The organism is Sediminibacillus terrae (genome assembly GCF_009602435.1).
GTDB classification, from domain to species: domain Bacteria; phylum Bacillota; class Bacilli; order Bacillales; family Amphibacillaceae; genus Sediminibacillus; species Sediminibacillus terrae.
Window position 1 is genome coordinate 36504 of the sequence record NZ_VZDQ01000028.1, and the last position, 18807, is coordinate 55310.

Below are 18807 nucleotides of genomic sequence, written 5' to 3' on the forward strand. Positions count from 1 at the left end.
CCTTATCACCCGCCAAGATAATCTAGCAAACGATGTTCGATTTCATTCCATTTTTCTCGATGCCATTCCACGTTTTCCTGCCGATTCGTTTGAACTTCGATAATGGACAATCCCTCATAACGATAACTGTCAGATAAGGCTTGCCGCAAGTCGTTCCAAGTTTCCGGCTTCGTGTATTTCCCTTCATACAACGCACTCGCATGTTTAAAATCAAGATCCAACGGGGTGCCGAAAATGGTCTCGAAGTGGCTGGTCTGCCCTGCCTGCGGCAAAAAGGAAAATATCCCTCCACCGTTGTTGTTGATTAATACCACTGTTAAATCGAGTTGATATTGTTTGGCCGCCATCAAGCCGTTGAGATCATGGAAAAAGGTTACATCACCTAATAAAAGAGTCACTCTTTCCCCTTGGGAAGCAGCCCCAAGCGCAGAAGAAGTGGTGCCATCTATCCCATTGGCTCCTCTATTGCCCAGTACGCGGATTGATTTCGGCGTAGCCATAAAGAAGGTGTCCATATCCCGGATGGGCATACTATTGCCGACAAAAATAGTGCTTTTCTCCGGAGCTGCTTCTGCCAGTTGTTTCACCGTATGTCCCTCGGTTAAAGAAAATGGTTCTGCATTTTCTTCCAAAAGCTTGGCTTTGGCCGTTTTATTCATTTCCCTCCAAGTTTGCAGCCATTGCTGGTTGTATGGAGGAACAGTTCCAACATGCGCTAGATCCCGACAGAGCTGGATGGGATCGGCATAAATGAATTGAGCCGATGTACCAGCCGGTTCCCGATACCCATGATGCGGTTCTACCACAAAATGTTCGATACCCGGATGTTCTTTGACAAACAGCAAATACGGCTTAGAAACAGGCATAGCCCCAAATCGGATAATAAAGTCCGGGTCGATCCGATCCCTGACTTGCTTACTTTTCAGTACAGCATCGTAGCTTTCCATGACGTTCACTTTGTCATGCTGTCCTGCCCTCAACTGGGACAATGGATCGGCAAGTACAGGAAGCTGCCACTTTTCTGCCAAAAGGCAAACGGCCTCTGCCAAATCCGGATCGAATTGAGGACCACAGACAAGCAAGCCTTTTTGATGCACAGACAGCTGTTCAATCAGTTTATCAAGCTGGTGTTGCTCCAATCTTTTTCCGCCCGTATATGTTTGATGGTGGGACTTGCCGTTACTGTCTCCCCATATATTCTCCAAAGAGAAATCGGGCATTAAAGGTTCGCGGAATGGAAAATTCAAATGCACAGGCCCAGGGTTTCCTTCCGCTGCAGTATGGAAAGCCCTGGCTGCTTTACTTCGTGCATATTGCAGCATGGCCGGCTCCTGCTCCGGAAGCGCCATTTCCTGAAACCATTTGGCGTATTTTCCATACATTTCGATTTGTTCAATTGCTTGAGGGGCCCCGACATCCCGAAGTTCATGCGGACGATCCGCCGTCAATACCACGAGAGGCACACGACTGTAATATGCTTCTACAACCGCAGGAAAATAATTGGCCGCTGCTGTCCCGGACGTACAGACAATGGCGACAGGTTTGTTTTGCTGCTTTGCCATACCGAGAGCAAAATAGGCCGCAGATCGCTCATCCATATTCACCCAATGACTGATATGCGGATGTTCTGCGAAAGTGACAGCGAGCGGGGTCGATCGTGAACCTGGTGAAACAACTACATCTCTCAGTCCACTTTGATACAGTTCATCGACAAAATTGGCAGTATATCTGGTCAACGCCTCGGTATAACTCATGATCGTCCTCCTAAAACAGACAGTATCGGTGTGAACTTTATATTTGTCTCCTGATACTCTTCCTCCGGGTTTGAGTCCTTAACAACGCCGCATCCGGCAAATAGGGAAGCATGGTCGTCCTGGATCAGTGCCGAACGGATTGCAACGGCGAATTCTCCGTTTTGATAGGCATCCAACCAGCCAATCGGTGCTCCGTACCAGCCGCGATCCAGGTGCTCGTGTTCACGGATGAATGCAACCGATTCCTCGCTTGGCAGACCACCCAATGCAGGCGTCGGATGGAGCCGTTTCACAATATCGAGAATGGTATAGCCATCATGCAGGACGGCTTCCACAGGGGTATAGAGATGCTGCAAATTTTTCAACGGATATAAAACTGGTTCATCCGGAACCCGGACGTGATCACAACATGCGGATACAGCTTTCTTGATCATTTCCACCACAAACTGATGTTCACTGCGGTTTTTTTCATCGGTCAAGAGCTGCTCGCCGATCCGGTTATCTTCTGCTTCGGTCGTTCCCCTGGGCGCAGTACCAGCGAGACACGTCGACAGCAGCTTTTGATCTTCCACCTTCACCAACCGTTCCGGTGTGGCACCTAAAAAACAATCTTCGTCGTTTTCAAAGGCAAAAATGTAACTATTCGTCTGGGATTCTGTCAATGCTTTCAAGACAGGGGCCACATGTGCCTTGTCCGAAAATTGTACGCGGAGCTCACGCGCAAGCACGATTTTTTCGGTTTCCCCTTGCTTGATCGTTTCCGTAGCTTCCCGAACGAGCTGTTTCCACGCCATGGGTTCCACCTCGCTTTTTTCCGAAACAACAGGGCCCTCCGGCAATGTAGCAGAAGATAACAGCAACCGTCTGTCTTTATCCATGCGCTGTTCGATGTCAGCTGCCCTATCGTCCTGATAAACAACGATGTTACTAGTCAAATAATGTTTCCCGTTTACGACTGTAAGCAAGTAAGCGGGAATTCGAAGTTTGCTGTCGGGAAAAGACTTCCAAAGGGAAGTAGCCGGTTTAGCAGGATCAAAAGAAAAACCGCCGAAGGCAATCGGCCCTGTTCCCGGTTGACGCTGAGGATTGTGGATGATCGCCTGCTGGATCATCTTTTTCCATTTATTCTCCATTTGTTCGAACCGTTTTTCTCCTGAAGCAATTAAAGCATGGGCTTCTCCCGCTCCTGCCAGCATGAGACTGCCTGCAGAATTCCCCCAAAAAATCCGGCCGCCATCAAACGAAGACCCATTGGCGAAAAAAGAAATCGGATTGACTGCAGGAACCGGTTCGGTAAAACTTAATAACTGGGGCTCCTGATTTGACCTGGCTGCGGTGACCGCCTCCTCGACAGCAAGTCCCAATTCTTTCAATTCTGTTTGAATCATGTATGATACCCTCCAATACAATAGGGAGAAAGTATGTGATTATTTCTTCCAATATAAGTACAGAAACGAGCACCGGTCCCTCGACTGGCAAACCGGCCCATGTATCTATTTACCCATAAATAAGGCACATTAATAAAAAATATAACTTCCAAGCTATAAAATCAAGTATTCACACCTGCACTGCAGACTTGAGAACCACTATCTATTTTATTCCCTTTTCGTCCGTTTCTCAACAATTGCCACTAATTCCTAGTAAATTATTATAATAGATAATTGACACGGTCTTGTCGTTTCCCTAAACTTAATATGATATACCACGATTTGAAGGCTTATGTAAGGAGAGAACCATATGCAATCCCTTGATAAAAACGCAATCAGCAGTGCGCTCAATGAAAAAGCAGGGTTTCAAGTCTGGTGGCGTCTGCTACGACCGCATACTCTTACCGCTTCGTTTGTACCAGTTTTTGTCGGTACCATGGCAGCACTGCTGGATGCTTCCGTTAATTTCTGGTTATTTGCAGCAATGCTGTTGGCTTCCATGCTCATCCAGGCGGCAACCAATATGTTCAATGAATACTACGATTTTGTCAGAGGGTTGGACAACGAGAAATCTGTCGGAATCGGCGGCACCATTGTCCGGGACGGCGTCGCTCCTCAAACGGTGCTTCGTTTGGCGCTTAGTTTCTTCGCCATAGCTGTCATGCTCGGCGTCTATATTTGCCTTGAATCCAGCTGGTGGATTGCCGCAATCGGAATCATTTCCATGTTGTGCGGCTATTTATACACAGGGGGACCTTATCCAATCGCATATACCCCTTTTGGGGAACTGATCGCCGGTTTTTTCATGGGAACAGTCATCATCGGGATTAGTTACTTTATTCAAACAATGGAAGTGACCGGCTCCGTTGTATGGATTTCCATTCCTGTAGCCATCTTTATCGGCACGATCATGCTTTCTAATAACATCAGGGACTTGGAGGGCGACAAAGAAAACGGCAGAAAAACAATCGCTATTTTAATCGGCAGAAAAAGTGCGGTGTTACTGCTAGCGTCCTTATTTACTATCAGTTATTTATTGATGGCAGTTTATGTGTTTACAGGAATTCTGCCTATTTGGTCCTTCATCACCCTGCTTGGAACAAAAAAAGCGGTAAGTGCAGTCAAAGGCTTTAAAGGAAAAACCGTCAATTTGGAAATGATGCCGGCAATGAAGGCAACAGCGCAGACGAACACCTTTTTCGGGTTGCTGCTGGGACTGTCGTTGCTGATTGAATATTTCATTCCATTTCATTTTTAAGTACACCGAAGTAAACGACAAGCTGCCGACTTGTCGTTTTTTTATTCCATAATACGTAATGCCGGGATAGCCAGGAAGAAAATGGACGTTTCAACCTATTGTCCCGGGGAAATATGATAGAAAGGATGTTCACTATGAATCTTGAAAACACCTTGATGGAAGCACTTGGAATGCAGGTAATCACACAGGAGAAGAATTTAGTCGAAATAACCATGCCGGTAAACAAACAAACGCACCAGCCAATGGGTTATTTGCATGGAGGTGCCAGCGTTGCATTGGCAGAATCAGCAGCAAGCATCGCTTCTTTCTTGAATATAGATGCAGACAAACACCAGATTTTTGGTATAGAAATCAATGCCAACCACATAAAAAGCAAACGTTCCGGAATCGTTACCGGAAGAGCTACCCCGCTCCACCTCGGCAAGACGACTATGGTTTGGGACATTAAAATTGTGGACGAACAAGAGCGACTCATTTCTGTTTCACGCTGCACAGTGGGAGTCGTACCCTTGAAAAACTAAGAAAAGAGCAAGACGCCTGTTTAAAAGCGCAGAGAGTCCCGCACGGCCTGTGGCACCAACGCCTGCATGACTCCGTCTGCGGGCCTCCGACAACGGGGCGGCGTCTTCTACCACAGAAAGAATCGGCTTATGAACGTGAGGAGAAAGGCGCCGGAGCTAGACAAGAACAGCATGGAGCGCTTTGTCCTTTCCATCACATCTGCTCTTATCCTCTGAACCTGCAAGAAAGGAGTATCGTTAATGGATCAAGAAAAACTCGCACACTATAAACAATTATTGGAAACGATGAAAAAAGAGGCACAAGAAGAACTCGGTCAAAATGCCGACAGCTATAATCTGGATAAAGAATATCCGGACGACTCGATCGGAGAGTTCACCAACTATGACAACCACCCGGCTGACTTGGGAACGGAAATGTTCGAGCGGGAAAAGGCGGCCACCCTCAACTCACAAGCACGTCAACGATTAAGCGAAATCGAACATGCTTTGGATAAAATCGACAAAGGCACTTACGGTTTCAGTGAATCGTCAGGAAAACCAATTCCCGAAGAGCGTCTGGAAATAGAACCGACGGCGCGTTATCTAGTCGAGGAAGTCGACGGAAACGACTAATAAATTGAAAGCGGCCGGGACAATAGTGCGGCCGCCAAAGCAAAAAAACGAGCGAATTCTAAATGCCCGAGAAATAAAAAGCACCCTATAGAGCAGACACTTAAAAAGAGTCTTCTTATAGGGTACTTTTTATGGAAAACGTTCGGCTTTTATTTTGCACTTTGCTTCTGTCCCAGCTTCTTTTCAGGAGATATTAAGACGCAGCCATCCTTTTTTTCTCCAGCCATGGTTTCAACTTTATAAACAGCGGCACGAAAAGCGCACCGATAACGATTCCTTTGATTACATTAAAGGGAAGAATACCTCCCGTTACCGTCACCAGTTTCACTTGGTCACTCATCGATTCCCACCCCATAAACATACTGTAAGCGGGCAAAAGGACAAAGTAATTCAGCAGCCCCATTCCCACTGCCATGACAACCGTGCCTGTCACTAACCCGGAAACCAGACTCTTTACCCCTTTGAACTTATGATAGAGCATGGATACAGGCACTACAAACAGAACACCGGCGAGGAAATTGGAAGCAATGCCGATCGGATCACCTGCACCTGTATAAATCAAATAAAGCAAATTTTTGACTGCTTCCACTATGATGCCTGCCCCAGGGGAAAAAATCAGGGAGGCAATCAATGCCGGTACTTCACTGAAATCAACTTTCAAATATTGCGGCAGCATCGGAAGGGGAAAATTCAAAAACATCAACATCATTGAAATAGTTCCCAGCAGTGCCAAAATAATCAATTTTAATAAATTTGAAGATTGCTTGGTTGTTGTAGCCAATATCTTCTCCTCCTTCATCTTGTGCATCGAATCCTATCTGGCGATGAAGGTGAAACAGAATTCCCGTGAATCAAGAAATCCATCAGAAAACCCTGAAGCGTATAGAAGCTTCAGGGTTTATGTTCAGAGGGAAATAAAAGGCAGTCTTATCCATGCCTTTTCTGTTCCGTATCTTCTCCCATCCAGACTGTAACTGTCGGTCCTGGAATCGCACCAGGTCAGCCATCCGGCGTTAGCCGGACAGGTCACGGACTTAGAGCTCAAGCTCTTCACCGTCGGTCGGGAATTTCACCCTGCCCCGAAGATAGATTCGATATTTATTTGGTAATCTTATTATACTACCTTTCCAAACTTTTGCAAATAGAAACGTTTGATCAGTCCTCCAGCGGATTCAGACTTTCATTGCCGGTCATCTCGGCAATCATTTTGACCAACAAATCAATTTCTTCATCCATATCCTTGATACTGACCGTTTCCACAGGTGAGTGCATATACCTCAGCGGAAGGGAGACAAGTCCGACCGGAACTCCCCGACCCGTAAGACGCATCTTGTCTGCATCCGTTCCTGTCGCTCGTTGGGTCAATTCGTATTGCACCCGCATATTCAGAGAACGGGCTGCTTTCTCCAACAGCTGGTTGATTTTGATATTGATCGGTGCCCCTTTAGCCAGAACCGGCCCTTTTTCCAATTGAACGTCGCCATATTTATTTTTGTTCACCCCTGGATAATCGGTCGCGAAAGTTACATCACAAGCAATAGCCATATCAGGTTCAATGCCTGCGGCAGCAAAATAAGCACCACCCATATTGGTTTCCTCATTTACTGTACTGGCGGCATACACGCCCACATCTACTTCCTTCTCCGCCAGGCGGCGAAGCACTTCTGCCACTATGAAAGCGCCTGTCCGGTTATCAAGGCCGCGGCCGGATATATATCGATCAAGCAACACTTCCGGTTCCCTTTTGTAAACGGCTAAATCACCGATTTGGACATATTTCTCCATTTCCTCTTTCGAGCGTGCACCGCAATCGATGAACAAGTCCTCTAAATCGAAATCACCCTTGATGCCGCCATGATGTTGGGCATTGACTCCAATCACTCCGGTGATTTCCTGGGCATAGCCCAAGACCGTCACTTTCATTCCAATGGCTGCTTTCGGATTGATGCCGCCCATTTTGTCGAAATGAAGATATCCTTGTTCATCAATCCGGTTGATCACAAGGGCGATTTCATCACAGTGACCAGCCAAAAGAATTTTGAATTCAGCTTCCGGATTGAGTACACCGATTGCATTCCCTGCATTGTCGGTGATTATTTTGTCAGCGAAAGGTTTTACATAGTCGATCCACTTTTTTTGAATGTTCATCTCCATACTGGATGGAGATGGCGTTCGCAGCAAGTCCATTAAAAATTGTTGTCTGTTTTGTTCCATATGTAGTTCCTCCTTTATCACATATGTTAATGATACCAAAAATTTGGGAAAACACTAAATGTTGTGAAGCCAGAATCCATTTTGAATCAAAAAATCAGGAGTGATACAGTTGAATTTAGAAACATGGTACCAAAAAGGGATCGATCCGGATGAGTATATAGAATCGATGCAACAGCATAGAGAAAACTTGTTGTACGTATATGATCATTTCACTTTGCCTGAAGACGATTTGCTTTTCGAGAAGCTTGCAAAAGAAAACCTGCGTGTCATCGTCTTAACAGAGGACTGGTGTGGGGATGCCATGATGAATGTACCGATTTTGTTCCACCTTGCCGAACGGGCGGAAATGGACGTGCGTCTGCTTGCCCGTGATCAAAACCTGGAGTTGATGGATCAATATCTGACAAACGGAAAAGCTCGCTCCATTCCGATTTTCATCTTTATCGATGAAAATGGCCGGGAGATTGCAAAATGGGGGCCGCGGGCGCCCGAGGTCCAGCAGTTTATCGACCAATCCCTGGCCAATCTTCCGGAAAAAGAAGCTGCAGATTACCAGGAAAAACAGCGGGAATTGTTCACTTTCGTAACCAAATCATTTCGAGACAATAAGGACTTCTGGCAGCAAACATATCAAAGCATTCTTTCCACTTTAGAACATGCAATCTAATCTTATTTTCCCCGGCCGCAAGTCGGGGATTTTTATACTATGGGAAAGACATTTTGGAAATACTGGATAGTAAAAAAACAAAAGGTGAGCTTACCCAATGCAAACACTTCTGCAGGTTTATTTCCGCATGCCGATATTTTTCCGTTTATTATCATCTGTCCTTCTATTGATGATGTTATTCGGTATTGCTATTCACATTCTGGAGCCCGTTCACTTTCCGACTATTTTTGATGGTATTTGGTGGGCATTTGTTACCGGGTCGACGGTTGGGTACGGTGATTATGTACCGCTCAGCTCTGCCGGAAGACTGGTTGCCATTCTGTTGATTCTCGCCGGCGGTGGGTTGGTGACATTTTATATGGCCACCATCTCTGCAGGGACAATCAAACATGAACGAGACCTTTCAAAAGGACTGGTAAAGTACAGAGGCAAAGATCATATCATCCTAGTAGGCTGGAACGAACGGACTAAGCAGCTCATGGAAATGATTGTGGAAAGGAACATGAAAAAACAAATCGTGTTGATCGACCATACCATGAATAATTTGCCTTATCAAAAACACCAATTGCATTTTGTGCGTGGCTCCGCCTTTGAGGATGAGACATTGGAAAAAGCCAATTTAAAAGATGCCAAGTACGCTGTCGTCACCGCTGATCCTTCCAAAAAAGAACTTCAAGCCGACCAGTCGACAATCCTGACAGCAGTCGCTATCAAAGGGAACAATCCTGATATTGTCCTGATCACAGAAATATTGACAAAAGAGCAAATCAAAAACGCCAGCCGGGCTGGCGCAGATTCCATCATTCGGTCAAATGACTTTATGAGTACCCTGTTATTCCACGAGCTATTCCGGCACAAACCGGTCAAACCGTTTGATTTGCTGATACAAGTACTGGCAGATCAGCAGTTCCATCAATTCCCTTTGCCTGAAAATCTTTATGATAAGACTTTCTTACAATGCGCCGATTATTATGCCGTTTCAGAACAACTGTTGATCGGTATCATGAGGAAGGGGCAGATGCTCGTCAATCCAGCTTTTAGCACCACGCTCCAAAAAGGTGACACGTTAATTGTCCTTTCATCGCTCCATGAGTGATCGTTCCACTTCCTGGAGAAGCTCTTTCCCCTCTTCTACAAATTGATCATTTACTTCTCCATCAGGATCCACCGGTGTTTGAAATTGGTCCACCGCACCCCTCAGGGCGCCATTGCGGCCGTCTGCGTCCACTCCGGACTGGTACACATGGGAAAGCACGAACGGTTTGCCCAATTTGACTATCACTCCAGGTGAGTCAAGCATGCCTTTTACTGCTTTGAAGGGAATTCGCAAAAACTGGTAGCCGTCCTCTACCCCCATTTTGTAATCAAACGATCCTTGGTCATAATCCCAGTTGCCGCCGATGGAAAAGCCCATCGGTTTTAATGTTTCTTCCAGTGCATGAAGTGAAAAATCACGATTTTCCAAATCAGATGGTATTGGAATCATTTTCAACTACCTCCTTTGATATCAGCTTGCCCCGATCAAGCAATTTCATGAGAAATCCAATGAGCCTGTAGAAGCTGAATGTCATGGAGGTGTAAAGAAAAGCCTTGGTGAGAACTCGTCAAACGCTCGGGAGTACGCTTGGCGCCACTATTGGAATGCGCAAGGTTGCCTCAGCAACATTCACTGCAGGTGATGAGGGGCTCATTCACATCATGCCGAAGGTTTTTCTCTCAAATAAAAAAGGGAGTGCCAATAAGTTAAAAACTTTTTGACACTCCCTTTTTGTATTGCCGATTTATTTTTTTAAACGATTTTCCAATTCTTGTTTTTGTTCCTCAAATCCTGGCTTGCCCAATAAAGCAAACATATTTTTCTTGTATGCTTCCACACCGGGTTGATCAAATGGATTGACACCCAGCAAGTAGCCGCTGATTGCACATGCTTTTTCAAAGAAATAGACGACATAACCGAAAGTGTAGGCATCCAGTTTCGGCAGGTGAACGATCAGATTAGGCACTTGTCCGTCTGTATGGGCAAGCATGGTACCCTGGTATGCTTTTTGATTTACTTCATCGATCGTTTTACCTGCAAGATAATTCAAACCATCCAAGTCTTGAGCATCTTCTTCGATGGTGATGTTCGACTTCGGCTCTTCAACATGAAGTACGGTTTCAAACAAATCTCTTCTACCTTCTTGAACATACTGGCCTAATGAATGGAGGTCAGTAGAAAAATTGGCTGAAGAAGGGTACAGCCCCTTGAAGTCTTTCCCTTCACTTTCCCCGAACAGCTGCTTCCACCATTCCGCAAAATATTGGAGGGCTGGTTCATAGTTGATCAGCATTTCGATGTTTTTTCCTTTATTGTAAAAGATATTACGGACAGCAGCATACTGATAGGCAGGGTTTTCATCCAGGTTTTCAGAGGACAATTCCTGCTGCGCTTTGTATGCCCCATCCATCATCGCATCGATATCAATCCCGCTTGCAGCTATCGGCAGCAAACCTACCGCAGTTAGAACGGAATAACGGCCGCCTACATCATCGGGGATGACAAAGCTCTCGTAGCCTTCCTCGTTAGCCAGTGTTTTCAATGCACCTTTTTGTTTGTCTGTCGTTGCATAGATACGTTTTCTTGCTTCTTCCACACCGTATTTATCTTCCAGATATTTCCGGAACAGACGAAACGCGATCGCCGGTTCTGTTGTCGTACCGCTCTTGGAAATAACGTTTATCGAAACGTCCTTGCCTTCAAGCATGTCATACAAGTCGTTCATATAAGGTGCGCTGATACTGTTTCCGACGAAGAAAACCTGTGGGGTTCCACGTTGCTCTTTAGTCAATTCATTATAGAATGAATGATTGAGCATTTCGATTGCTGCTCTTGCTCCCAAATAAGAGCCGCCGATGCCGATCACCAACAGAACGTCAGAATCAGATTTGATTTTTTCTGCAGCCTTTTTAATCCGGCTGAACTCTTCCTTATCATAGTTTTCAGGTAAATCGAGCCAGCCTAAAAAGTCGCTGCCTGCTCCCGTTTGATTATGCAAAGCCTGGTGTGCAAGCTTCACAGGCTCTTGTAAATAATCAATTTCATGCTTGCCAAAAAATGATAGGGCGCGTTCATATTCAAAGCTTATATGTGTCATCATTCTACCTCCAAAATTAAAAAATCAACCTGATTTAAATGTACCGAAACCTAATCGGTAAATCAAGCAATGCCCATCATCCAACATCACACGGGCCAGAGATGAAAGGAAATCGGAGATCGGTCCGCGCATCTTATCCTGTTTGGCAGTGATTTTTTTGCATATTTCCCTTCCTTCTGGGGATTGCTATTACTGGAAGTTAAATTTGAAGGAGGGATGCTGTGTGAATGCATTACAGCGTATTTCTTTACTGCTTGTAATCATCGGTGCGGTAAACTGGGGTCTTGTAGGTTTATTCCAATTCGATTTAGTTGCAGCCTTATTCGGCGGCGGAGAGCAAAGCGGTGCTTTTGCCAGGATCATATACACATTGGTCGGCATCAGCGGGCTGATTTGTTTATCGATGCTGTTTAAACCGGACGAGCAATTTGCTGATAAAAGAGAACCAGAAACAGAAAGATAATGCATACAACCGTCTTGTACTTCCAAAGTACAGGACGGTTCTTTACAAGAAAAAAGAAACTGGTAAGGAATTTGCACATATAAATAACCTTACAGTTGCAAGAAGGCAGGCGCTTGCGCTAAACATCCCTGAATTTTATACTTTTTAATCATATAAAAATATAAAAAAACTGCCTGAAAAAAGGCAGTTTCAAAATCAAATTAGTTTTTGTATGTGTTTTCGCGTTCTTTCGACTGCTCGATCCATTCTTCCAGCTTGTCTTTCAATGTGTTGAAACCTGCTTGCTGACTGTCCTGCTGAACGGCAGCATTAGACTTTTGTCGCTTCGGTTCAGGCTTTTTCGGCGCCTCTTCTGTAGCACGGATGGATAAAGAATACTTATTCTTTTCCTCATCTATTTGAAGAATTTTCACTTTTACTTGATCGCCAACGGAAAGATGATCGTTGATATCCTTCACATAACCATGTGTCACTTCTGAAATATGAACAAGTCCCTGCACTTCATCGTCCAGTGCCACAAACGCACCGTATGGCTGGATACCTGTTACTTTACCTTCAATAATTTGTCCTGTTTCAAACTTCTCTGCCATGCTGAACAACTCCCGATTTTATTTTCTATGATTAATACACAATAAACAATTTTAGCATATAAAGTGTTTTCCCGCAAAAAAATGCATAATCCGAGGAATTTCAGACGTCGATTATAAAAAAATAACCTTTTGATAAAATTTTTTTGTTTTTTAATGTTTAAAAAGAGATCAATACGGTTATACCTATAACTGTAAGACTTTCTCGTATTCCCCCTGTTGAAGACAAAGCAACGTTGCTTTGTCTTTTTTTTGTCTTTTAACAACTCCGACACTCAAATAAACCGCAAAAACTGTGGAATAATAATCTTTATCTTTTAATACCGGGGGATTTACATGGAAACCACTAAACAGAAAAAAACCATTCACTTTCAAAATGCCGACATCCACTATCGCCTTTATCAATCTACCGGAAAATCAGACAACCCTTGCCTTTTTTTGCTGCACGGCTTCTTATCCAGTCAGTTTTGCTTCCGTAAGATGATTCCGCAACTCCGCCGCCATTTCCATATACTCACCATCGACCTCCCACCCTTTGGAAAAAGCGGAAAAGTGACATCCTTTTATTATTCCTATCAAAATATGGCCGATTTGGTTATATATGTACTTGATGCATTGAACATCGGAAAAGTTTGGATAGGTGCTCACTCGATGGGTGGTCAAATCGCACTTCGTTGCGCGATGTGTTACCCGGAGAGAATAGAAAAACTGATTTTGATGGCCCCTTCCTGTTACATGAAAAAAGCTTCCAAAATGCTGAATGCTTTTAGTGCATTCCCCACCTCCCCCAAACTCTTAAAAGCGGTTCTGCGCCGCGCGGGTGTCGACGGTATTCTGAAAAAGTGTATGCACGATGAACAATTGATCACCAAACGAATGATTGCTGTCTATACGAAACCTTTTTTAGAATACGACATTTATCCGTGTCTCACCAAATTGATCCGGGACAGAGAAGGAGATTTGCCATCTTCCAGCCTGCGTGCCATTGACCAGCCATGTCTGATTATTTGGGGAAAGCAGGACTTGATTTTGCCTGTTTCCAACAGTTACCGACTCTTGCGTGATTTACCAAATGCAGAATTGTGTACGTTAAGCAGGGCTGGTCACTTCTTGCCGGAAGAAGCCCCAGGACTCATCTGTGATTATATATTGGCTAAAACCATCCGAAGAGAGAAATGAGTTCAAATTGTTTCCAATCTATTTTTCCTGTTTATATAATGAAGAAGAGCATGAAAGGATAACAAACCGTGAAACGATTTTATGCACTTACAAGACTGCAAGTTGGCGTGCTGAAGGACCACCATTGCAGTTAAGAGTACTGAAGGAGGAAAAGACCATGGTTAATTTCGATCAAGCCCCACAGCGTACCGGCACCAGATCGGTTAAGTGGGATTTATTAAAATCTATTTATGGATCTGAAGAAGTTCTGCCAATGTGGGTCGCCGATATGGACATCGCCGTACCTGATTCCGTCAAAAACGCCCTCGTAGACAGGGCAGAACATGGAATATTTGGATATACGGTGACAGATAAAGCAATCAGTGATTCTGTCATCAGTTGGCTGGAAAGACGGCATGGATGGAAAATCAAACCGTCATGGCTGCTATATAGCCCGGGTGTTATTACAAGTCTCCATATGGCTGTACAGGTACTGACAGAAGCAAACGACAAGATCATGATTCAAACACCGGTTTATCCACCTTTTTATGATCTTGTCGAAATGCATGATAGACAGCTGGTCAAATGCCCGCTGAAATTGAAAGAGGGCCGTTATGAAGTTGACTTTGATGCATTCGAAACGTCCTTGAGCCAAGGGGTAAAAGCGCTCATCCTTTGTAATCCGCACAATCCGGTCGGAAGGGTATGGACCGAAGAAGAACTGCGAAAAATCGGCCAGCTCTGTTTGAAACACAATGTTTTGATCTTCTCCGATGAAATTCACGCAGACGTAGTTTACCCTGGCCATACACATGTTCCAATTGCTTCCCTTTCCGATGAAATAAACCAGATCACCATCACGTGCATGTCTCCTACCAAGTCCTTTAACTTGGCCGGTTTGCAAGTTTCTTATTTGATTACGCCAGACAAACATAAACGTGAAAAAATCGATCACTTTTTCCATAAGCAAGGGATAAAAATGATCAATACGATGGGAATAACAGCTTTGGAAGCGGCGTATAACGAAGGGGAGGATTGGCTGGAACAGCTGCTGCGACTGTTGGACGGGAACAGGCAGCTTGTCGAGAAAGCTTTTGACAACCGGGATGAAATAAATGTTATACCAGCCGAAGGCACTTATCTTATCTGGCTTGATTGCAGGTCGTTAAACATGTCGCAGGAGGAACTGAAAAGGTTCATGCAGGAAGATGCTAAAGTAGGACTTAATGACGGAGCCTCCTTTGGGAAAGATGGGGAAGGGTTCATGCGCATCAATATCGCTTGTCCCCGCGCGACAGTCGAAGAAGGGTTGAACCGGATTCTATCCGCCTTGGATGCCCGAAAAAAATAACTCCAGTTCTTATGAAACGAAAAATACATGCCAAAAAACAGGCTGTCGCAACCGCTTCTAATGGAGCAGTTTCGGCGACAGCCTATTCTTGTTCTTTCTCCTGATTATCTTCCGTCGGATCTGTCGGCGACTGCTCAGCCGCGGAATCTTCTGCTTGTATTTTTCCACAAACAATTCTGGCACCAGATTCGCCTGCAGGCTGACTTACACCATCATCCTGGCTTTCATGGAGGACCAGGGAAGTGCCATCTTCTTTGAGCAATGAATTTTTTCCATCGGTCAACGTGGCACCGCTGAGCATCAATTCCGCTTCGGCTATCCCATCCTCCGCCACTTCCACATTGGGAAGGTCTCCAAGATGAGCGCCTTCTGGATGCATCAATCCATGCTCCTTACCTTCTGGATTCAAGTGACTGCCTGCCGTTGTGAAATCCGGCCCTTCGCATTTAGGAAATTCATGTACATGAATGCCGTGAAGGCCAGGCTCCAACCCCTCCAAGGACAGTTTTACTTGAACACCATCTGATTGTTCTGACAGTTCAGCTGTCCCCAGGGAATCTCCGTCGCTATTCAACATGTCAATCTTTAAAGGGGATCGGGTATCCTCCTGACAGCCGACCATGAAAACCAACGGCACACTAAGAGCTGCCTTCAGTAACAGCTTAACCAAGAAATCAACTCCCACCCAAAACTTCATATGGGAATAGTATAGCCGGTTAACTGCGGATTTATCCTTTTTCAGACGTGCTTTCAGACAAAAAAAAGCATGGTCACCAAGCAAAAAACGAACAAACTCCAAAAGCTAATCGAATTCATATGGTTTTTATTTGTATCTCTTTAGTAAACTTCTTTTAATCCTGTTGTTTGGTACGCGATTCGAATCGCTGCGTTTTTGTGGTCAGATTTCTAATTTCTACACGATGCCTGCCTTCGTCACTGTTTAGATACTTATCAGTGAATCGAAGAATACGGTACTGTCCATCTTGTCTGGCACGAACTGAAAGCGAAATACCTTGCGGGAATGGATCATTACAATATTCATAAGTTTCCGCTAATCAAAACAACCGAACGAATGGTGGATTCGTTCGGTTGTTATTTTGGTCTCGATGCTTTTGTCCCAGGCTCACCGGGTCACTGTTTGGGACGATGGTTTTCATTCGAGATAGGTGAAGAAGAAGAGTCGATCGAGTACTTTTCTTCCATTCGTCTTTCCTCTTTTTTCGAATGCTTGTATATAAGGTACATGGTGACAGCGGCGCCGATAGAAAATATCACCAAGGATATCACAGCAGGTATATATTCTGTTTTATCCTCAGGAAAATATAAAAATTCCATCATGATAAATCACGTCCTTCTGCCCTCATTATAGCAAAACGGGTTAATTCTTGTACATATATTCTGCATCTGGCAAAATTGAATTAACCTACAAAAGGGAGTGACCTGAATGGAGAATGCCACAATAGGTGAAATCGTCAAAGCCCATTACAAATCGGGAACATATATAGGAGAGGTCATCGAGGATCGCGGTGCAAACTACTTGATTAAAGTGCTGGCAGTCGCAAAGCACCCGTTACAAGGTGACTTACACAATTACGGAAAAACAGAAGATGTGTTTTTCCATCAACGAAAAGCATTGAGCTGGCAGGAAAAAATGAATGTGTCGAAACCTGCAGTCCATCCATATACGGAAAACTCGATCCCTGATTATGAATCATCCCTCCGACAATCGGTTGATGAATTGAAAAAGAAATTGAGCAAACAAGATAATCCATTTAACCAGAAGGCAATCAAAAGCCTTGAAGAACTAGAACGTTCCTATTTTCAATAGGTAGTCAGCACCTTGCGCCCACATGCTCAAGAAAAGCCTCGGGGCTTCCGGCACCGAGGCTTTGGCTTTGCTTGCTTCTCTGGCAATTAAAAGAACAGACTGCCCCGATAACAGCTTGGCCTGTTCGGCATTATGTACCAGGTACCCGTAAATCCTTCTTCTTCGGCTTTGCTTTTCCGTAAACCTTATTGGTTATTTTCGGAGCCTGTTCAAACAACAGCATGCCTAAAAAAGCAGCAACCAAAATATAGATACCGGCCATTACCTTTACTGTCCCGGCCGCTGTGGCAGCCATCACCACGGAAAACTCTCCGCGGGCACATAGCGATAAACCAGCACGTAATGATACCTTTTTCGACAATCCATACCATCTACCGCCGATGGTGCCCACCAACACTTTGGAAACCACCGACCAAGCTAGTAAGGAAACCAGCAGCAAAGGCATCGGAATTCCATTGCCTAATTCAATGGTGGTTCCGAAGTAGATGAAGAATGTCGGCAGCATCAAATCCCGAAGCGGAACAACGGCTTGCTCGACCCGGTGAAGGTAGCGGATTTCAGCAAGCATCATGCCGGCCAGAAACGCCCCCAACACCTCCGATAAGCCGAGAAGCAGGGCCAATCCTCCATAAGCCACAGCAATCCCGACCAACAGGGCCATTTTAAAATCTTCATCTTCAACTTTCTCCCACAAATGATCGAACTTCTTGAAAACCACTTTACCAAGGAAAACCGCCAACAGAGCCAGCCCGACAATTTTCCCCAGCAAGAATACCAGATCATTTGCGGCAAAACTGCCACCGCTTCCCATGCCAATCAAAATCGCCACGACCACCGGGGCGACCAAATCTTCAAAAATGAGAATAGCCAGAATGAATTCGGTTTCAGTGTTGGCCATCCTGCTATTGTCGTCCAACAGTTTGGCCGTAATGGACGAACTCGTAGCATATGCCACGCCGCCAACAATAAAAGCAGAAAATAAGTCCATTCCAAAACCGACCGCAATCATCATCGAAACACCAAAGCTCAATACAACATCCAAAAGCCCTGAAGTCCAGGCTTTTTTTGCAATTCCGCCAAGCCTGGAAACACTGAATTCCATTCCAAGTAAAAAAAATAGCAGTACAATGCCGATTTCACTGGCGACGTGAAGGATTTCATTGTCATTCAAATAGTCGGCCAGAACGATCCCGAACAAAATATATAAAATGACACTCGGAAATTTTATTTTCAAGCTTAAAAAACCCAAGTAGAAAATGCCCAGAAGGATTAAGCCAGCACCCAGTAATACTGGTAGTTCAGTATGCAAGGACGATCATTCCTCCCCTTTGCACAAAGCGGTCAATGCGGCGATTTGGTCTTTTTTGCCCACACACATCAACAGATTTCCCGGCTCCAATTTAGTCGTTGTTTCAGGAATGGCAATCGTTTCTCCCCCTTGGACAATACCGATGATAGTAGCCCCTGTCTTGTTTCTCACTCCAGATTCTTCGATTGTTTTATTAGCCAGCGACGAACTTTCTTTTAACTTCACGTAATCGATGACAATTTGGTTTTGAAAAATTTTCAATTTGTCTGCATCGACTGGCTGATAAGTGGCCCCCAACAGTTGAGCTCCCAGCTCCCTCGTTTCGTCGGGTGTAAGGTCCATACCGAAATCAGCCTCATCGCTGTCTGCATCATTAAAAAAGTACAACTCCCGTTTGCCCGAGTGGTGGACCACTACCACAAGCATGCTGTCCTCGCATGTCTTCAACGTGATTTTTTGTCCAATCCCCGGCAGCTGTGAAACCGATACATTCATTTTTGTACACCTCGCTTACTTCTTGCATA

20 protein-coding genes and 1 riboswitch are annotated in these 18807 nt (G+C 44.8%); of the genes, 9 read left to right on the plus strand and 11 right to left on the minus strand.

The features are described 5' to 3' along the window. Window positions 1-5: 5 nt before the first annotated feature. Together menD and F6X55_RS18530 are read right to left on the minus strand one after the other, a co-directional pair. Window positions 6-1754 (minus strand): 2-succinyl-5-enolpyruvyl-6-hydroxy-3-cyclohexene-1-carboxylic-acid synthase, encoded by a 1749-nt coding sequence (gene menD, locus F6X55_RS18525; protein ID WP_153465255.1) that lies wholly within the window; start codon window positions 1752-1754, stop codon window positions 6-8. Beyond that, window positions 1751-3142: an isochorismate synthase gene (locus tag F6X55_RS18530; protein ID WP_026569615.1), complete on the minus strand. Its 1392-nt coding sequence runs from the start codon at window positions 3140-3142 to the stop codon at window positions 1751-1753. The genes menD and F6X55_RS18530 overlap by 4 nt, the downstream gene beginning before the upstream one ends. A 349-nt stretch (window positions 3143-3491) precedes the next feature. Here F6X55_RS18530 and F6X55_RS18535 point away from each other — a divergent pair, with 349 nt between their 5' ends. The 3 genes from F6X55_RS18535 (at window position 3492) to F6X55_RS18545 (ending at window position 5572) form a co-directional block, all read left to right on the plus strand. Next, the gene (locus F6X55_RS18535; RefSeq protein WP_153465257.1) at window positions 3492-4439 is read left to right on the plus strand and encodes a 1,4-dihydroxy-2-naphthoate polyprenyltransferase; all 948 of its coding nucleotides are present in this window, start codon (window positions 3492-3494) and stop codon (window positions 4437-4439) included. Between the two features lie 134 nt (window positions 4440-4573). Then, a complete protein-coding gene (locus tag F6X55_RS18540; RefSeq protein WP_035426650.1) occupies window positions 4574-4960 on the plus strand; it encodes a hotdog fold thioesterase in 387 nt (128 codons plus the stop codon). A gap of 240 nt (window positions 4961-5200) precedes the next feature. After that, complete coding sequence (locus F6X55_RS18545) at window positions 5201-5572, plus strand: TraR/DksA C4-type zinc finger protein (protein WP_026772386.1); 372 nt, start codon at window positions 5201-5203, stop codon at window positions 5570-5572. A 193-nt stretch (window positions 5573-5765) separates the two neighbouring features. Here the strand turns inward: F6X55_RS18545 and F6X55_RS18550 are convergent, their stop codons facing one another. Both F6X55_RS18550 and F6X55_RS18555 read right to left on the minus strand, forming a co-directional pair. Next, the gene (locus F6X55_RS18550; RefSeq protein WP_272914956.1) at window positions 5766-6353 is read right to left on the minus strand and encodes an ECF transporter S component; all 588 of its coding nucleotides are present in this window, start codon (window positions 6351-6353) and stop codon (window positions 5766-5768) included. 166 nt (window positions 6354-6519) lie between these two features. Then, window positions 6520-6663, minus strand: a riboswitch (FMN riboswitch). A gap of 64 nt (window positions 6664-6727) precedes the next feature. Next, the gene (locus F6X55_RS18555; RefSeq protein ID WP_026569610.1) at window positions 6728-7786 is read right to left on the minus strand and encodes a M20/M25/M40 family metallo-hydrolase; all 1059 of its coding nucleotides are present in this window, start codon (window positions 7784-7786) and stop codon (window positions 6728-6730) included. Window positions 7787-7895: 109 nt separating this feature from the next. Between F6X55_RS18555 and F6X55_RS18560 the strand changes: the two genes are divergently transcribed. Then, window positions 7896-8453, plus strand: a complete 558-nt coding sequence (locus F6X55_RS18560; protein WP_153465261.1) for a thioredoxin family protein — start codon at window positions 7896-7898, stop codon at window positions 8451-8453. A gap of 97 nt (window positions 8454-8550) precedes the next feature. Beyond that, window positions 8551-9549 carry a potassium channel family protein gene (locus tag F6X55_RS18565; protein WP_026569608.1) on the plus strand — a complete coding sequence of 333 codons (999 nt, stop codon included), beginning with the start codon at window positions 8551-8553 and terminating at the stop codon, window positions 9547-9549. On the opposite strand, the gene F6X55_RS18570 is transcribed toward F6X55_RS18565, so the two are convergent. Both F6X55_RS18570 and F6X55_RS18575 read right to left on the minus strand, forming a co-directional pair. Then, window positions 9532-9939: a YugN family protein gene (locus F6X55_RS18570; RefSeq protein ID WP_026569607.1), complete on the minus strand. Its 408-nt coding sequence runs from the start codon at window positions 9937-9939 to the stop codon at window positions 9532-9534. The genes F6X55_RS18565 and F6X55_RS18570 overlap by 18 nt on opposite strands. 295 nt (window positions 9940-10234) lie before the next feature. Then, window positions 10235-11587, minus strand: a complete 1353-nt coding sequence (locus tag F6X55_RS18575) for a glucose-6-phosphate isomerase (protein ID WP_153465263.1) — start codon at window positions 11585-11587, stop codon at window positions 10235-10237. 223 nt (window positions 11588-11810) lie between these two features. Between F6X55_RS18575 and F6X55_RS18580 the strand changes: the two genes are divergently transcribed. After that, window positions 11811-12050 carry a DUF378 domain-containing protein gene (locus F6X55_RS18580; RefSeq protein WP_026569605.1) on the plus strand — a complete coding sequence of 80 codons (240 nt, stop codon included), beginning with the start codon at window positions 11811-11813 and terminating at the stop codon, window positions 12048-12050. Between the two features lie 200 nt (window positions 12051-12250). Here F6X55_RS18580 and yugI read toward each other — a convergent pair whose 3' ends face one another. Continuing rightward, window positions 12251-12640, minus strand: coding sequence for a S1 domain-containing post-transcriptional regulator GSP13 (gene yugI / locus F6X55_RS18585; protein ID WP_026569604.1), 390 nt, complete (start codon window positions 12638-12640; stop codon window positions 12251-12253). A gap of 333 nt (window positions 12641-12973) precedes the next feature. Here yugI and F6X55_RS18590 point away from each other — a divergent pair, with 333 nt between their 5' ends. Continuing rightward, window positions 12974-13816 carry an alpha/beta fold hydrolase gene (locus tag F6X55_RS18590; protein WP_153465265.1) on the plus strand — a complete coding sequence of 281 codons (843 nt, stop codon included), beginning with the start codon at window positions 12974-12976 and terminating at the stop codon, window positions 13814-13816. A 157-nt stretch (window positions 13817-13973) separates the two neighbouring features. Next, window positions 13974-15146 (plus strand): MalY/PatB family protein, encoded by a 1173-nt coding sequence (locus tag F6X55_RS18595; protein ID WP_153465267.1) that lies wholly within the window; start codon window positions 13974-13976, stop codon window positions 15144-15146. Window positions 15147-15228: 82 nt separating this feature from the next. On the opposite strand, the gene F6X55_RS18600 is transcribed toward F6X55_RS18595, so the two are convergent. Both F6X55_RS18600 and F6X55_RS18605 read right to left on the minus strand, forming a co-directional pair. After that, a complete protein-coding gene (locus F6X55_RS18600; RefSeq protein ID WP_035426648.1) occupies window positions 15229-15816 on the minus strand; it encodes a superoxide dismutase family protein in 588 nt (195 codons plus the stop codon). 461 nt (window positions 15817-16277) lie between these two features. Next, complete coding sequence (locus tag F6X55_RS18605) at window positions 16278-16484, minus strand: hypothetical protein (RefSeq protein WP_037329406.1); 207 nt, start codon at window positions 16482-16484, stop codon at window positions 16278-16280. Window positions 16485-16590: 106 nt separating this feature from the next. On the opposite strand from F6X55_RS18605, the gene kapB reads away from it, so the two are divergent. Beyond that, the gene (gene kapB, locus F6X55_RS18610) at window positions 16591-16974 is read left to right on the plus strand and encodes a kinase-associated lipoprotein KapB (RefSeq protein ID WP_026569599.1); all 384 of its coding nucleotides are present in this window, start codon (window positions 16591-16593) and stop codon (window positions 16972-16974) included. Window positions 16975-17104: 130 nt separating this feature from the next. Here kapB and F6X55_RS18615 read toward each other — a convergent pair whose 3' ends face one another. Further along, entirely contained in the window at window positions 17105-18283 is a 1179-nt protein-coding gene (locus tag F6X55_RS18615; RefSeq protein WP_026772382.1) for a cation:proton antiporter, read from the minus strand. Window positions 18284-18289: 6 nt separating this feature from the next. Then, window positions 18290-18778, minus strand: coding sequence for a cation:proton antiporter regulatory subunit (locus F6X55_RS18620; protein WP_026772381.1), 489 nt, complete (start codon window positions 18776-18778; stop codon window positions 18290-18292). Window positions 18779-18807 lie beyond the last annotated feature (29 nt).

Bases quoted from the DNA above. Each gene is read 5' to 3' on its own strand.
- menD (WP_153465255.1), bottom strand. From the start codon at position 1,754: ATGAGTTATACCGAGGCGTTGACCAGATATACTGCCAATTTTGTCGAT.
- F6X55_RS18530 (WP_026569615.1), bottom strand. From the start codon at position 3,142: ATGATTCAAACAGAATTGAAAGAATTGGGACTTGCTGTCGAGGAGGCG.
- F6X55_RS18535 (WP_153465257.1), top strand. From the start codon at position 3,492: ATGCAATCCCTTGATAAAAACGCAATCAGCAGTGCGCTCAATGAAAAA.
- F6X55_RS18540 (WP_035426650.1), top strand. From the start codon at position 4,574: ATGAATCTTGAAAACACCTTGATGGAAGCACTTGGAATGCAGGTAATC.
- F6X55_RS18545 (WP_026772386.1), top strand. From the start codon at position 5,201: ATGGATCAAGAAAAACTCGCACACTATAAACAATTATTGGAAACGATG.
- F6X55_RS18555 (WP_026569610.1), bottom strand. From the start codon at position 7,786: ATGGAACAAAACAGACAACAATTTTTAATGGACTTGCTGCGAACGCCA.
- F6X55_RS18565 (WP_026569608.1), top strand. From the start codon at position 8,551: ATGCAAACACTTCTGCAGGTTTATTTCCGCATGCCGATATTTTTCCGT.
- F6X55_RS18570 (WP_026569607.1), bottom strand. From the start codon at position 9,939: ATGATTCCAATACCATCTGATTTGGAAAATCGTGATTTTTCACTTCAT.
- F6X55_RS18575 (WP_153465263.1), bottom strand. From the start codon at position 11,587: ATGACACATATAAGCTTTGAATATGAACGCGCCCTATCATTTTTTGGC.
- yugI (WP_026569604.1), bottom strand. From the start codon at position 12,640: ATGGCAGAGAAGTTTGAAACAGGACAAATTATTGAAGGTAAAGTAACA.
- F6X55_RS18590 (WP_153465265.1), top strand. From the start codon at position 12,974: ATGGAAACCACTAAACAGAAAAAAACCATTCACTTTCAAAATGCCGAC.
- F6X55_RS18595 (WP_153465267.1), top strand. From the start codon at position 13,974: ATGGTTAATTTCGATCAAGCCCCACAGCGTACCGGCACCAGATCGGTT.
- F6X55_RS18605 (WP_037329406.1), bottom strand. From the start codon at position 16,484: ATGATGGAATTTTTATATTTTCCTGAGGATAAAACAGAATATATACCT.
- kapB (WP_026569599.1), top strand. From the start codon at position 16,591: ATGGAGAATGCCACAATAGGTGAAATCGTCAAAGCCCATTACAAATCG.
- F6X55_RS18620 (WP_026772381.1), bottom strand. From the start codon at position 18,778: ATGAATGTATCGGTTTCACAGCTGCCGGGGATTGGACAAAAAATCACG.